This window comes from Calothrix sp. FACHB-168, from assembly GCF_963889195.1.
Lineage (GTDB): Bacteria > Cyanobacteriota > Cyanobacteriia > Cyanobacteriales > Nostocaceae > Aulosira > Aulosira anomala_A.
The window spans coordinates 97,609-111,156 of sequence record NZ_CAWPNJ010000024.1 but is presented as its reverse complement, the minus strand read 5'-3'; the positions used below and the strand labels follow the sequence as shown (position 1 = coordinate 111,156).

The window sequence follows — 13,548 nt, the reverse complement described above, 5'->3', positions numbered from 1 at the left end:
CTGGTTACTGAAGCCTTGTCATCAGTGACAATATGTGTTATTTATATTTCGTGCTAAAACTCATTGTTGAATTTGACTACCCCCTGGTCTTACCAGTTTGTACCTGGAAGATTAGGGGGTTTTACTATTGGCCCCGTTCTTCAACAGATAAACTCCGTTTGTTCGGAGCTTTGATTAACCAATAGAGATGCCAAAAACGCTAGCGAACAAATCTTGACGGAATTGTTGTAGTTCTTGTCTTTGCTCTTTAGCTTGCGCCATTCTTTCTTTAGCTGTGTCAGTTAAGAAATCATGGGTTGTTTGCTCAAGATTTTGATGGAACTCGTACAATTGACGGGCTTGCTCTTTAGCTTGCGCCATTCTTTCTTTAGCAGTTTCTGTCAAAAACTCTTCAGTGTTTTCTTCCAGTTCCTTATGGAATTGGTACAGATTTTCTGCTTGTGCTTTAGCTTGCGCCATTCTTTCTTTAGCAGTTTCTGTCAAAAACTCTTCGGTTTCTTGTTGCAAATCCTGATGGAATTGGTTCAGATTTTCTGCTTGCTCTTTAGCTTGCGCTTTTCTTTGAGCTGTGGTCACAGACAAGAATTCTTGAGTATCTTTAAATAGTTGAGCTACTTCCCCAGCTATTCCTTGATGCTCTTGCCGGATTCTTACCATTAAAGGAGTCATGAGGTTCTCCGCAATACAACTAAATCATGATTAATGAACTACATTCACTAAATATTGAGACTTAGTGAATGTAGTCGAAGGAATATCTGCTCTCTTCCTTTTATCTTAGGATTAGCTTGGTCGGAGCAAATCCAGATAATTAGAAAAAAGCAGAATAAACATCAGAATCTCAACCCAAAAATTCTGATTTTAAATACTGCTTAAGGAATTAAGCAGGTACTGCGGCTGACTGAGTTAGACCAACAGCTTCTGCATACTTCAAGTATGTTTCAACAGAAGCGATAACGATCCGAGCTTCAATAGCTAATAATTCAATACCTACCAAAGAAACACGTACCCAAGCATCTACAACGATACCTTTATCTAGGATACGATCGATAACTTCTGCCAAGCTGGAGGAAGAATTGGTTTTTTCAACTGCCATTTGATTGCACCTTTAATTGGTTATGGTTTACGTTTGATTTAGACAAGGGTTGGACAATAGAATTAGTTAGTTACTAATTCTATTGTTGTGCGAACTACTTAATAATTAAGCAGGTACTGCAGCTGATTGAGTTAGACCAACAGCTTCTGCATATTTCAAGTAGGTTTCTACGGAAGCGATAACGATCCGAGCTTCAATAGCTAGTAATTCAATACCTACTAAAGAAACACGTACCCATGCGTCTACAACGATACCTTTATCTAAGATGCGATCGATAACTTCTGCCAAGCTGGAGGAAGAATTAGTTTTTTCAACTGCCATTTTCTTGTACCTTAACTCATTGTTGTTGTTTGTAAGATTGATGCGCTTGCGCTGCTCTCAATCTCTAAAACTATACTATTAACCTATTCGGCAAATGTAAAGAGGATTACATCGCAAATGCTGTAAACAAATATGACATAATCCGAAAAGTAGATACGCATGTTTGTTTAATTTGTATGCTTTACTTTGCTTTAAAACGCTTACTATGCAAGAATTTGTTGTTTTTTGAGCGATATTGTTTGTTTTGTATATTTCATGTATAAATTAGACTTTTTTAGTCAAGCGCAAAAGTAAATGTAAGTCATTGATATATAGCAATGTAGTAAGGCAATTTCAGTGATAATACGGATACAAAATAGTCGGCTGCATGAAATAGGATGATGGCAACAATTATCGTTGTCTAGCAAATATGTTTAAGGAAGCAAATCCAGATCCAGTCCGGCAAGAAGCGTTAGCTGGCTTAATAGCTCATTTGGTACAACAAGGGAATGAACCTAAATATGCTCAATTGATGGCAACTTCAATTATTTTTCAGACAGATCTAGATTTAAGGAATGCCCAGATGGCTAACCTTTTAACTTGGCTGCAACAGGAACATAATGATATCTATTCTTCTGCTGTGAGCGTAGTGGAAAAAACCCGGGCAGACTTTGAGAACCGAGTGCAACGTGGTTAAGTGAAGTCTCTATTTAATAGTGCGATCGCTAGAGATTAGTTGCACAATGCTGAAGAATTATTGGAAATGAAACTTAGTCAAGCATAGCCATTTTCAATTATGTAGAATATGCATCTTTTATGGGAGCGCAACGGTTGTTGCGCTCCTACTGTTTTTGGGGAGATGGCGATGAAAGGAGTGAAAAACTCAACTAAAGAATAAGTTGAGATGAGAACTAAGGTTGGTAGGATAGGAAAACACCAAAGATATTGGCCGTACTGGAAATTTGTTGTTTGCTATGACTAGTCTCGAAATTGCTGCTCCCCTGAATGCGATCGCGCAAAAAACTCGCGCTGCTGCAAGTAAGTTAGCTGTTCTCTCGACAGAGGCGAAAAACCAAGCCATTGAAGCGATCGCTCAAGCTTTAGAATCAGCAACGGATGACATCTTAAAAGCCAATCTTGCTGATTGTGAAGCTGCGACTGCTGATGGCATTGCCAAACCATTATATAAACGCTTGCAGTTAGATGCCCATAAATTAAGAGATGCGATCGCGGGAGTGAGAGATGTTGGGAAGCTAGCTGATCCAGTAGGGAAAGTGCAAATTCACCGCGAAATCGACACAGGCTTAATCCTCAAGCGGATTAGCTGTCCTTTGGGAGTTTTGGGAATTATTTTTGAAGCGCGTCCCGAAGCCGCAATTCAAATTGTCTCTTTGGCGATTAAATCAGGTAACGGCGTCATTCTCAAAGGTGGTAAAGAAGCAATACGTTCTTGCGAGGTGATTGTCAAAGCAATTAAGCAAGGTTTAGCAGACACGGCTGTAAATCCAGATGCAGTCCAGTTGCTGACAACTAGAGAAGAAACCCTAGAACTATTGAATTTAGATAAATATGTAGATTTAATTATTCCCAGAGGTTCTAACGCTTTTGTCCGCTTCGTTCAAGACAATACCCGGATTCCTGTACTTGGCCATGCTGATGGTATTTGTCATATATATATAGATAGAGCTGGGGAACTGGAAAAAGCCGTTAACATTACTGTGGATGCGAAAACTCAATACCCAGCAGCTTGTAATGCGATTGAAACCTTACTAGTTCATGCTGATATTGCTGGTGAATTCCTCCCGAAAATTGCAACTGCTTTGCAAGCACATCATGTAGAACTCAGGGGAGATGAACGCAGTATCAAGATTTTGCATCAGATTACCAATGCTACAGAGCAAGATTGGGAGACAGAATACAGCGATTTGATTTTAGCAATTAAAATTGTTGATTCTTTAGAAGATGCGATCGCTCATATTAACGAATATGGTTCGCGCCATACAGAAGCAATTGTCACCGAAGATTTAGCGGCGGCGGAAACCTTCTTAGGATTGGTAAATGCAGCCGGAGTTTATCACAACTGTTCTACCCGCTTTGCTGATGGCTTCCGCTACGGCTTTGGCGCAGAAGTAGGTATTAGTACTCAACAAATGCCTCCTAGAGGCCCCGTTGGCTTAGAAGGCTTAGTCACCTATAAATATCAAATGACAGGGAATGGTCATATTGTCACTACCTACACTGGCGCGAATGCTAAATCATTTACCCATCGGGATTTAGATTAGGGGATGGGGCATGGGGCATTGGGCATTGGGCATTGGGCATTGGGCATTGGTAAATAGTCAATAGTCAACAGTCAATAGTCAACAGTCAACAGTCAACAGTCAATGGTGATTTTTCCCCCTTGTCTCCCTTGTCCTCCTTGTCCCCCTTGTCCCCTTCTAGCCCCTAGCCCCTAGCCCCTAGCCCCTACTTAATCTTCGTCTCCTCTGCACCTGTATAACCAGTTGCTAGCCAAAGGATTGCTCTCGCGCCATCGCGGAAAGTTTTTTCAAGAGGTTCCGATGTATTTTTTGAGGGAACGGGTACAGCTTTAAATTCAATTCCCCGACTACCTAAAACAATTTCCGCAATGACACAAGCACGCCGCATGTGAAATTCAGAGGTGATTAAATAAACACTCTTGATGCCACGAGCTTGCAAATCATCTACCAACGTTGTAAAATTAGTAACTGTATCTACAGCTTCATAATCTAAGTTCAAACGCTCAGGATCTACTCCTGCTTTGGTAAATACCTTTTGCGTCGATCTAGGTGGACTGCCACCACTAATCCAAATTGGTAAATTCGGATGCTCTTTGGCAAAATCGGCTGTAAACTTCTCTCGTTCTAAATTTTTTGTGGAACCACCTAATACTAATACTGCTTGGGGTTGAACGATTTGGTTTTTGACTTCCTTGTATCCTAACCACATGAGTAGCGGTAGGGCACAAGCCATCAAGCGGAAAGATTTACCTGTAAACAATAGCTTATTCAAGGCTCTAATACTTAGTCTACTGAATCCAAATTTCTCTAACTAGAAGAAAAAATAATGATGTCAAGCAGCAGAGTTTCCCAAAAATCTACCCAAATAAGAATTTAGGGATTTTTCTGGTAACCGCTCAATGAATTTGCGTTCGATACATGGGATTTTTTTGCCTCTGTTGATCAAAGTAGAAGCTCTTGACCCTGATATTTTAGATTACTTCTTCCTTTACTCGCAGTCTAGAGAGTTGAGGTAGGAGAGGTTGATCGAACTTAGATTCTATTTAAAGGCGTTTTAACACTTTCTGTGTAAATTGTCGATATCCTATCCTACCTTGTATCGGTACTTGGTTTCTAGTCTGCTGATACTTTGATACAGTTTTATTTTCTGCCAGCAATAGAACTTGCCATGTCTCCATATTGAAAATTGGGCATTAAGAACGGGAAAGACAGACTTTCAGAAGATGTTGCTGTACGCAGTTGATAGCAACTGTTTTCCAGTCACAATTTTTGCATTCTGCCCGATTTCTATTTTTCTTTTAATCTTAAATCGATGACAGTGGCATTAAAGTTATAGTTAAAGCCTTCTAACTCAAATGGCATCCCAATTTTGACTTTGCTGTTCCCTAAAACTGGGCCATTGGCTGTAATTTGGGCTTTACCTTCTAAAGTCAGCAGCATATCTGTACTAAAGTTGTTGCTTTTGGGATCTGGTAATTCTTTGAGAGTACCATCTGGTTGGGGAACATTGACTGTTCTGGGTAGTTGTTTGACAGATTTAATGGCAATTTCACCGTGGGGTTGATTGCGGATAATTACGTTGGTTTTACCATTGGCTTTTAATCCCTTATCAAATAATTGCTGCGGATCGCGCACATTCAAGCCGCGAACTACTAGATCTACTTCTATGGGTACGGTTTTTGTACCCACTTGGGCGACAGAACCGGAAGTACCGGGGAAGACGAATATACCAAAGATAACTAGGGCAATTACCAGTAAAGCACCAAAATCTAGGAGATTGATTTTGCCGAACAAGCGACCTTTAGAATCTAAAATAGCCATAATGAGTTTTTCCCTATTTGCTAAGTCCCAAAATTAGCTGGGCGTTGCAGTCATGCGACAGTTTATCACGACTTCTAAAATTCCGGGGCAAGGTAGCCTAGTTTAAGAATATGGTTGACGGTTGACGGTTGACGGTTGACGGTTGATGGTTGACGGAAGAAAGGCAGGCAAGATGCCTACCCCACAAGAGACTGATAAAATTTAATCGGCAAATTAGATGTGTTTTAGCCGATCAATCACTTTATTTAAGTGCAAAAGCGGTTACGCATTTGGCTTTTTGGGTAGAGAATGCAACATAGCAAGACTGAAATTCGTCTCATAAGTTTGATGTTCTTCCACAATTATCCATAAAGACTGGATTTATGAATGCTGGGAATGCGTTTTTAACTAATTACCGTTTTTGGCGGCGTCGCTGGTTTTACCCGTTAGTTTCTTTGGTAGTAACCCTGAGTGTCTGTGTAACTGCACCTCTTCCGGGAAGGGCGTTTGATTTGTTACCCCTGTTATTCCAGGGAGTGCAGATACTTCAGCTATCTAATATATCCGATCGCCAAGAGGTGGATTTGGGTAAGGATATTAATCAGCAAGTTAGCAGTGAAATGCGGCTGTACCGCAATGCAGAAGTTAATCGTTATGTGGAACAAATTGGGCGACGGTTGGCGGCAAATAGCGATCGCCCTAATCTCCCTTATACATTCCAAGTAGTTGACGATCCGGCGATTAATGCTTTTGCAACGGCGGGTGGCTATGTATATGTACACACTGGTTTGCTCAAAGCTGCTGACAATGAAGCGGAACTAGCAAGTGTGATCGCCCATGAAATCGGCCACATTGGAGGGAAACATTTAGTCAAACAAATGCGACAAAGAGCGATCGCTAGTGGTGTAGCTACAGCTGCGGGTTTAGATCGCAATACTGCAGTGGGTATTGGTGTAGAATTAGCACTTAACCGTCCCCGCAGTCGTCAAGATGAATTTGATGCGGATCAAAGAGGTTTAAGAACTTTGACACGTAGTGGTTATGCGCAATCGGGAATGGTTTCTTTTATGCAAAAACTGCTAGGAAGAGGTTCTACGCCGACATTTTTAAGTACTCACCCAGCAACGAGCGATCGCATTAATTCTCTCAAACGCGCTATTAGTCAACAACCAAGCAATGGGCGTTATGGATTAGATAATGCTGCTTATAAAGCCAATATCCGCCCCTTACTTTAATTCTCATCCCCATTTAAATAGTGTTTGCGGCACATCAATATATTCTATAGGGCATGGCGATGCCATGCCCTTAGCATCTTTAGCATTTTTTCACGCTCTTTGCTTATTGCGGCGAGTACCTTTAATTTCATCTGGATCGATAGTGGCGATCGCGTCTTTTAAAGGTAAGGTACGCACGCACTTTTTAAACACGTTTACTTGATGTACCAGTTGATTAGTGACATCCAATGCTGTCAACCAGCCACTGCGGGGATGATATGCACCAGTATCTATACCTAACCAGCCTTTTCCTTGTGCTAGTTGACCTGGATTCACGCCAGGAAAGGTAAAGGTAATAGTATGACCAATAATAATTAATTTATTAGGAAAGTATGGTTTTTCCATACTGTGAAATTCTTCTCTAATCCAGCAGAATTGTTCAGCTGTTTGTTCATGCAAAGGAATGAGTGGATCTATCCCTGCATGGGTTAACCAAATATCTCCTAAATCAATATATGTAGGTAGACTTGTTAACCATTGGATATGTTCTTGGGGAATTGTTGCTTCTTGGTAACTGGCTATAGTCGCTTGTCCACCACTGTATAACCATGCTTGCATCGCTGAAGTAGAAGCGCTACCGCCGGTTAATACATTTAATAACATCTGTTCGTGATTTCCCAACAGACAAGGATAGTTATTTTTTTTGACAAAATCAACTACTTGGGCACTTTGGGGGCCGCGATCGATTAAGTCGCCCAGAAAATAGAGCCGATCGTTAGATCCTGGTGCAATAGCTCCTAATAAGGTCATTAATCCTTCATATTGACCATGTACATCGCCAATTACAATTCGACGCTGGCTAGTTTCGCTCATTTGCTCTTAGCTAAAATGATAGTGCCCACTAATTTTGCTACAGTTTTACCTGTGCAGTTTTCTCAAAATAGATAATAATCTTTTGAGAAAGTTTGTTTTTATTCTATTCTATTTATACAGGTAGTTGAAATAGATATTGTTGCAGATTGGAACTAGTAAAACTACATATAACTAATCCAATCACTCCAGCTACCGGCATAGAGTTTACCTGTAGAAATACCTGCTAATTTTAATGAAAGTAAATTTACGCAAGCGGTTACACCAGAACCACAATAAACGATAATTTCTTCAATTGTAGCTAAGTTTTCCCACCTACGACATTGTTCTATTGGTGACAGTAAATATCCGGTAGAATCTGTAACTTCTTGCCAAGGATAGTTAACTGCACCGGGAATATGACCGGCGATTTTATCGATTGGTTCCCGTTCACCTCGGTAGCGATCGCTCTCTCGAGAATCTACCAAAGCTACCTCTGGTAAATCCTTTTTACTTTTGACGCCATGAATATCTACTACCATATCTGTTTGAATTTGCGGTACAAAGGTAGCAGTTTGCGGTGAAGGAATTATATTTGTCAAGGGATAATTAGCTTTTTGCCATCCCGTAAATCCACCATCGAGGACAGCTACCTTGTCATGTCCTAAATATTGCAGTAGCCACCATAACCGCGAGGCAAAGGCAAAACGGGAATCATCATAAGCTACTACTAAGGTTTTTTGAAAATTTACCCCAATATCGGCTAATTTCTGCGCTAACTCCTCAGGATTGGGTAAAGGATGTCTCCCGCCATGTTCTGTGACAGGACTAGAAAGATCCTGATTTAAGTCGAGATAATAAGCGCCTGGTATATGGTTGGCTTCATATTGTTGGCGTCCTAGTTGTGGATCGGCTAGAGAAAAGCGACAATCAACGATCGCAACTTGCGGATCGTTTAAATGTTCAAATAACCAGGCTGGTGAAATAATTAAATTTGTCATTGGTCAGTTGTCATTGGTCATTGGTCAGAGACGCGATGAATCGCGTCTGTACAATTGTCAGTTGTCAGAGACGCGATGAATCGCGTCTGTACAATTGTCTCCTTTGTCTCCCTTGTCCTCCTTTTCTCCCTACCCTTCGTTTTCCTGAAAATTCTGAAAATGCCAGATTTTGAGCAATTTATCCCCCAAACTACGGCAGATGGTTCTTTTACTTTCACTTCTCAAGAGTTTGGCGAAGACTTTCATAGTCGTTATGGAGCCAAGCAGGAGAGTTTTCAGAAGTTTGCAGTGCCGACGCAACTTGCTGAACGTGCGCAAAAATCAGGATTGCGGCTGTTGGACATTTGTTATGGTCTAGGATACAACACGGCAGCAGCTTTGCAGACGATTTGGGAAATAAATCCTGGTTGTCATATTGAAGTCATGGCTTTGGAACTTAATCCGAATGTTCCCCAAGCAGCGATCGCTCATGGTTTATTTGATAACTGGGACTATAAATATACTGATATTTTGCACCAGCTAGCTTTTGAGTATGAAGTGCAACAACCGCACCTCAAAGCTAAGTTAATCATTGGCGATGCGAGAAATTCGATTGCTTTACTCCAAAAGTCTGGTTTTTTAGCTGATGCAATTTTTCTCGATCCGTTTTCACCGCCTCAGTGTCCTCAGTTATGGACTGTGGAGTTCCTGGAGCTAGTTGCTCGGTGTTTGCACCCTGATGGTATTCTAGCTACTTATTCCTGCGCTGCTGCTGTGCGCGCGGCTTTATTGGCTGCTGGTTTAATTATCGCTTCTACTCCACCTGTAGGTAGGCGATCGCCTGGTACAGTTGCAGTACATCAAGGATATTCTGGTATTTTAGCGCTTCCACCACTTTCTCAGGCAGAAACCGAGCATTTGCTCACCCGTGCGGCTATTCCCTACCGAGATCCTCAATTGCAAGATGTAGCTGATGTCATTTTGCAGCGACGACAACAAGAACAACAAGCTTCTTTACTAGAGTCTACCTCTAGCTGGCGTAAAAGATGGCTGTTAGACAGTGCGACTAGCTATTGACATATCAAACGCTTTTTAATTCTCTATTCAAAGAAAAACAAATTTTTAGATCGAGAGTTTTTTGCTACATAGCTGATATTTTATAGGTAACAAGAAGCCAAGCTTTTGGAAATATCAAAAATACATTCTTGATCGGTACAAATTCAATGAGTAATTGTGCTAAATTACGATGTTTAGTAGGGGTTGAGATTTGTATAAGCGTTTAGAGATCGCCTTTTTTCGCTCTACATCCCCAATTGCAAATGTCAAGTTGATATTAATTGGTGAGGTAGAGTTACACTTTGTAGTAATCAAGATCATGACTATGTGTGTTTTAAATCACGCCAATATAGCCATAATTTAGTAGATAATGGATTAGAGCTAATTAGCGAAATTACTTAATAGTTACCGAAAAAATCAATAATTGCAATTCTTACACGTACTTAGAAATCAGGATATCACATACCAAAAATTCAAAGCTACGAAGTGTTGCAACATTTCTTTGAAAAAAAATCTTTGTGGGTAGGTATATAATTTCAAAATCTCGGTAATCACCGATGTCAAAACGGTAGATTGCTGGTGAGATATAGAATCTAAATGGTTGACTGCCACTTGAACTAGAAGAAACGCCAGAAGCTAAGTAGTTATCTTTGGTTCTGACAAAGATTCGGAGATGTCTACTTATCTAAATTAGTAATTGGAGATTTTACGCAATCTCCTGTTCTGACATTAAGGCAAATCTACGTAGAAGGGCTGATTGCATATTTAAGTGAATTTCTTTCCCAACAATCAAGAATCTGAGAGACTATTGGAGTTTATTGAATTTTTTTCAATAAATATTAAAAAAGATAATGCATCTAAGTTAGGAAGAGATGTATATGCAAAATAAAAAAAATTTGTATAATAATGGCTGACTGTAATTATGCAAATACTAGTACTAGACTTAAAAAATTATTTTTAAAACCTAACACCTGTTGACGTTTTTGGAAAAAAACTGGAGCAATTCTGTGATTGAATGGGAACCCAAGCATACAAACTCTACCGAAATTATCGTTAATGGGTCTAACCCCCTAAACAAATTAACGAATATAAGCGCCAATCATTCCTTAGAATTAAAAAGTGTAGAGGGGGATTCAATCAGCTTATCTCCAGGGGATTTGATGCTAGAAAACACCCCAGGGTTGGCTTCTTTAATGAAACAAACAAATTTCCATGCTAATGAAAAATCATTAGATTTAAAAGCATCACCAGTCCAAAGTTCTCAAGTTAATCACTGGGATACAGATTTACCAAAAATTTTAGTAGTTGATGATCATGCTGCAAGTCGGATGACTGCTGTTGCACTGTTAGGTATGGAAGGATATGAGGTGATTGAAGCTGACAGTGGTTCTATGGCGGTAGATATGGTTGCACAGCAACAACCAGATTTGATTTTACTGGATGTGATGATGCCGGGGATGGATGGGTTTGAAGTCTGCCAAATCCTCAAACAAAACGAGCATACAAGGCTGATTCCCGTCATTTTTATTACAGCATTAAACGATAGGCGATCGCGTATCCGGGGTATTGAAGTTGGCGCAGATGATTTTCTCACCAAACCCTTCGATCGGGTAGAACTAGTAGCGCGTGTTAAATCCTTAGTTCGTCAGAAGCGGTTGAATGAAGATTTAGATCATGCGGAAAAAGTACTGTTTTCCGTGGCGATGGCGATTGAAAGCCGAGATCCGAATACTGGCGATCACTGCGAACGCTTAGTAAATCTCGGACAAGCCTTTGGTGAATACCTTTGTCTTTCACGCAACCAAATTCGGGATTTGATGTGGGGCGGTTATCTGCATGATATTGGTAAAGTAGGTATCCCTGACGCAGTGCTGTTGAAAAAAGGTAAACTCACCCCCGAAGAGTGGGAGATTATGAGACAGCATGTTTCCATTGGAGAGAAAATCTGTCAACCATTACGCAGTATGCGCGGTGTAATTCCCATTATTCGCCATCACCACGAGCGCTGGGATGGAACTGGTTACCCTGATGGTTTGCAAGGTAATGATATTCCCTATCTGGCACAAGTGTTTCAGATCATTGATATTTATGATGCTCTCACCAGCGAACGACCTTACAAAAAGAGTTTTACACTAGAGGAAGCACTTAAGATCATGCTAGAAGAAACTCAATCTGGTTGGCGCAATCCGGAACTAGTGCAGCAGTTTGTCGATTTCATCACCAAAAGAGCGGCTTAGGATTCTGGATAAGCAATAAGGGACTTCCAAGAAATAAATTATCCAATCTTGTGGGGTGGGCAGCGTTCGACTGAGCGCTCACGCCGAAGTCTTGCCCGCCTTTAACTATGAGCGGGCGAGACGCCCACCCCACAATAAATAGTTGTATATTTTTTTATTTGGAAGTCCCTAAATAGTTGCAGCAAGTTGAAGTTAGGCTAGTTATGATCGATATCAAAAGATATTTCAATTAAAGTTGATGGATTCTCTAACTAGTTTAACTTCTGAGGCGATCGCAGCTGGGTTTCACGCACTGTCTGAACCTTTGCGGATTCAGGTTTTGGAACTGCTGCGCGAGCAAGAACTGTGTGTATGTGACTTGTGTGCAACTTTAGGCGTCCCCCAGTCTAAGCTGTCTTTTCACCTGAAAACTCTCAAAGAAGCTGGCTTAGTGCGATCGCGTCAAGAAGGACGTTGGATTTACTACAGCCTGAATGTGGCTCAATTTCTCGTTCTAGAAGAATATTTATCTGATTATCGCCGCCTAGCTAAAATCTCACCTGCTCGACCCTGTGAAAATTACCAATAGTACATCAAGTTTTTTTGATGAATTTTTATATCCTGGTAGTTGACAAGACACGTACATATCAAGTTTTATTGAAATGAGACTGATAAAAATTTAGCCACAACACAGGGTGGAAAGATGGAAGCCAAAATCAAGCAATTGGCTCTCGCACTGGGAATGGTGACTTTAGTTAGTAGTTGTGCAGGTAGCTCAACTTCTAGTACCGAAAGTCAACAGCCCTCAAATGCTATTGAAGCTAGTAATATTACCACAGCTGGCACGAAGATAAGAATTGATGGTTCTAGTACGGTATATCCAATTACCCAAGCGATCGCTAAAAAGTTTCCCAAAGACTCCAATGACAAGCTGCAAGTAGAAGTAAAATTTTCTGGGACTACAGGCGGATTTGAAAAATTCTGCGCTGGTGAAACAGATATCAACAACGCCTCCCGACCGATTTTACTTTCAGAGATGGAAGCTTGCAAGAAAAATGCAGTAGGATACATAGAGCTTCCTATAGCTTTTGATGCCCTTACCGTTGCTGTTCATCCGCAAAATAACTGGGCAAAAGATATCACCGTTGCAGAATTAAAGAAGATTTGGGAACCTGCGGCTGAAGGTAAAATCACCAAATGGAACCAAATACGCTCATCTTGGCCAGATCGCCCTATAAATTTGTATGGTGCTGGTAAAAAATCTGGTACTTTTGACTACTTTACAGAAGCAATTGTAGGTAAAGCTAGATCATCTCGCAACGATTATACAGCTAGTGAAGATGATGAAGTACTGGTAAATGGGATACGCAAAGACCCTAATGCATTGGGTTATTTCGGCTACGCATATTACGAAAAACATCAAGATAAGTTAAAAGCACTCTCCATTGATAACGGAAAGGGTGCAGTATTGCCATCCAGACAAGCTGTAGAGAAAGCTCAGTATCAACCACTTTCTCGGCCTTTGTTTATCTATATCAATCCTCAGTCTTTACCAAACAGAGGAGCGCTATACACATTCACAGATTTCTATATTAAGAACGCACCACAAGCAGTCAGTTCTGTGGGGTATATACCTTTACCAGATGATGGCTACCAAATTAATTTTGTTCACTTGTATAAGGGCAAAGTTGGAACAGTTTTTGATGGAAAAGCAGAAATGAACTTAACAATTGGTGAGTTGTTACGCAAGGAAGCGAAATTTTAGCAATTCTTGTTAAT

General features: G+C 40.6%; 14 protein-coding genes. 7 read left to right on the top strand and 7 right to left on the bottom strand.

The window, feature by feature from the left end; all coding sequences use genetic code 11:
• Positions 1-174: 174 nt before the first annotated feature.
• The 3 genes from gvpC to gvpA (AACW45_RS15565) all read right to left on the bottom strand — a co-directional run bounded on the left by gvpC (position 175) and on the right by gvpA (AACW45_RS15565) (position 1,414).
• Positions 175-669, bottom strand: a complete 495-nt coding sequence (gene gvpC, locus AACW45_RS15575; RefSeq protein ID WP_190633451.1) for a gas vesicle protein GvpC — start codon at positions 667-669, stop codon at positions 175-177.
• A 208-nt stretch (positions 670-877) separates the two neighbouring features.
• Positions 878-1,093 carry a gas vesicle structural protein GvpA gene (gene gvpA, locus AACW45_RS15570; protein ID WP_045871251.1) on the bottom strand — a complete coding sequence of 72 codons (216 nt, stop codon included), beginning with the start codon at positions 1,091-1,093 and terminating at the stop codon, positions 878-880.
• Between the two features lie 105 nt (positions 1,094-1,198).
• Positions 1,199-1,414, bottom strand: a complete 216-nt coding sequence (gvpA, locus tag AACW45_RS15565) for a gas vesicle structural protein GvpA (RefSeq protein WP_045871251.1) — start codon at positions 1,412-1,414, stop codon at positions 1,199-1,201.
• A 409-nt stretch (positions 1,415-1,823) separates the two neighbouring features.
• Here gvpA (AACW45_RS15565) and AACW45_RS15560 point away from each other — a divergent pair, with 409 nt between their 5' ends.
• Together AACW45_RS15560 and AACW45_RS15555 are read left to right on the top strand one after the other, a co-directional pair.
• Positions 1,824-2,090, top strand: a complete 267-nt coding sequence (locus AACW45_RS15560; RefSeq protein WP_096646037.1) for a hypothetical protein — start codon at positions 1,824-1,826, stop codon at positions 2,088-2,090.
• Between the two features lie 277 nt (positions 2,091-2,367).
• The gene (locus AACW45_RS15555) at positions 2,368-3,675 is read left to right on the top strand and encodes a glutamate-5-semialdehyde dehydrogenase (protein ID WP_190633450.1); all 1,308 of its coding nucleotides are present in this window, start codon (positions 2,368-2,370) and stop codon (positions 3,673-3,675) included.
• Between the two features lie 184 nt (positions 3,676-3,859).
• Here AACW45_RS15555 and AACW45_RS15550 read toward each other — a convergent pair whose 3' ends face one another.
• Both AACW45_RS15550 and AACW45_RS15545 read right to left on the bottom strand, forming a co-directional pair.
• Entirely contained in the window at positions 3,860-4,387 is a 528-nt protein-coding gene (locus AACW45_RS15550) for a YdcF family protein (RefSeq protein ID WP_190633472.1), read from the bottom strand.
• Between the two features lie 554 nt (positions 4,388-4,941).
• The gene (locus tag AACW45_RS15545) at positions 4,942-5,475 is read right to left on the bottom strand and encodes a DUF4330 domain-containing protein (RefSeq protein ID WP_190633449.1); all 534 of its coding nucleotides are present in this window, start codon (positions 5,473-5,475) and stop codon (positions 4,942-4,944) included.
• Positions 5,476-5,837: 362 nt separating this feature from the next.
• Between AACW45_RS15545 and AACW45_RS15540 the strand changes: the two genes are divergently transcribed.
• The gene (locus tag AACW45_RS15540) at positions 5,838-6,689 is read left to right on the top strand and encodes a M48 family metallopeptidase (RefSeq protein WP_190633448.1); all 852 of its coding nucleotides are present in this window, start codon (positions 5,838-5,840) and stop codon (positions 6,687-6,689) included.
• A gap of 90 nt (positions 6,690-6,779) precedes the next feature.
• Here the strand turns inward: AACW45_RS15540 and AACW45_RS15535 are convergent, their stop codons facing one another.
• Positions 6,780-7,541: a metallophosphoesterase family protein gene (locus AACW45_RS15535; protein ID WP_190633447.1), complete on the bottom strand. Its 762-nt coding sequence runs from the start codon at positions 7,539-7,541 to the stop codon at positions 6,780-6,782.
• 161 nt (positions 7,542-7,702) lie between these two features.
• Positions 7,703-8,518, bottom strand: coding sequence for a sulfurtransferase (locus AACW45_RS15530; RefSeq protein WP_190633446.1), 816 nt, complete (start codon positions 8,516-8,518; stop codon positions 7,703-7,705).
• A 159-nt stretch (positions 8,519-8,677) separates the two neighbouring features.
• Here AACW45_RS15530 and AACW45_RS15525 point away from each other — a divergent pair, with 159 nt between their 5' ends.
• The 4 genes from AACW45_RS15525 to AACW45_RS15510 all read left to right on the top strand — a co-directional run bounded on the left by AACW45_RS15525 (position 8,678) and on the right by AACW45_RS15510 (position 13,534).
• Positions 8,678-9,574, top strand: coding sequence for a tRNA (5-methylaminomethyl-2-thiouridine)(34)-methyltransferase MnmD (locus tag AACW45_RS15525; RefSeq protein WP_190633445.1), 897 nt, complete (start codon positions 8,678-8,680; stop codon positions 9,572-9,574).
• 986 nt (positions 9,575-10,560) lie between these two features.
• Positions 10,561-11,790 carry an HD domain-containing phosphohydrolase gene (locus tag AACW45_RS15520; RefSeq protein WP_190633444.1) on the top strand — a complete coding sequence of 410 codons (1,230 nt, stop codon included), beginning with the start codon at positions 10,561-10,563 and terminating at the stop codon, positions 11,788-11,790.
• A gap of 238 nt (positions 11,791-12,028) precedes the next feature.
• Positions 12,029-12,358: an ArsR/SmtB family transcription factor gene (locus tag AACW45_RS15515; RefSeq protein WP_190633443.1), complete on the top strand. Its 330-nt coding sequence runs from the start codon at positions 12,029-12,031 to the stop codon at positions 12,356-12,358.
• Between the two features lie 114 nt (positions 12,359-12,472).
• On the top strand, positions 12,473-13,534 hold the full coding sequence (locus tag AACW45_RS15510) for a PstS family phosphate ABC transporter substrate-binding protein (RefSeq protein WP_190633442.1): 1,062 nt from the start codon (positions 12,473-12,475) through the stop codon (positions 13,532-13,534).
• Positions 13,535-13,548: the final 14 nt, after the last annotated feature.

What these genes read in the sequence shown, in the direction of transcription:
- AACW45_RS15525 (WP_190633445.1), top strand. Translation starts at nt 8,678, where the DNA reads ATGCCAGATTTTGAGCAATTTATCCCCCAAACTACGGCAGATGGTTCT.
- AACW45_RS15540 (WP_190633448.1), top strand. Translation starts at nt 5,838, where the DNA reads ATGAATGCTGGGAATGCGTTTTTAACTAATTACCGTTTTTGGCGGCGT.
- AACW45_RS15530 (WP_190633446.1), bottom strand. Translation starts at nt 8,518, where the DNA reads ATGACAAATTTAATTATTTCACCAGCCTGGTTATTTGAACATTTAAAC.
- gvpA (WP_045871251.1), bottom strand. Translation starts at nt 1,414, where the DNA reads ATGGCAGTTGAAAAAACTAATTCTTCCTCCAGCTTGGCAGAAGTTATC.
- AACW45_RS15555 (WP_190633450.1), top strand. Translation starts at nt 2,368, where the DNA reads ATGACTAGTCTCGAAATTGCTGCTCCCCTGAATGCGATCGCGCAAAAA.
- AACW45_RS15535 (WP_190633447.1), bottom strand. Translation starts at nt 7,541, where the DNA reads ATGAGCGAAACTAGCCAGCGTCGAATTGTAATTGGCGATGTACATGGT.
- AACW45_RS15515 (WP_190633443.1), top strand. Translation starts at nt 12,029, where the DNA reads ATGGATTCTCTAACTAGTTTAACTTCTGAGGCGATCGCAGCTGGGTTT.
- AACW45_RS15550 (WP_190633472.1), bottom strand. Translation starts at nt 4,387, where the DNA reads ATGGCTTGTGCCCTACCGCTACTCATGTGGTTAGGATACAAGGAAGTC.
- gvpC (WP_190633451.1), bottom strand. Translation starts at nt 669, where the DNA reads ATGACTCCTTTAATGGTAAGAATCCGGCAAGAGCATCAAGGAATAGCT.
- AACW45_RS15510 (WP_190633442.1), top strand. Translation starts at nt 12,473, where the DNA reads ATGGAAGCCAAAATCAAGCAATTGGCTCTCGCACTGGGAATGGTGACT.
- AACW45_RS15545 (WP_190633449.1), bottom strand. Translation starts at nt 5,475, where the DNA reads ATGGCTATTTTAGATTCTAAAGGTCGCTTGTTCGGCAAAATCAATCTC.
- gvpA (WP_045871251.1), bottom strand. Translation starts at nt 1,093, where the DNA reads ATGGCAGTTGAAAAAACCAATTCTTCCTCCAGCTTGGCAGAAGTTATC.
- AACW45_RS15560 (WP_096646037.1), top strand. Translation starts at nt 1,824, where the DNA reads ATGTTTAAGGAAGCAAATCCAGATCCAGTCCGGCAAGAAGCGTTAGCT.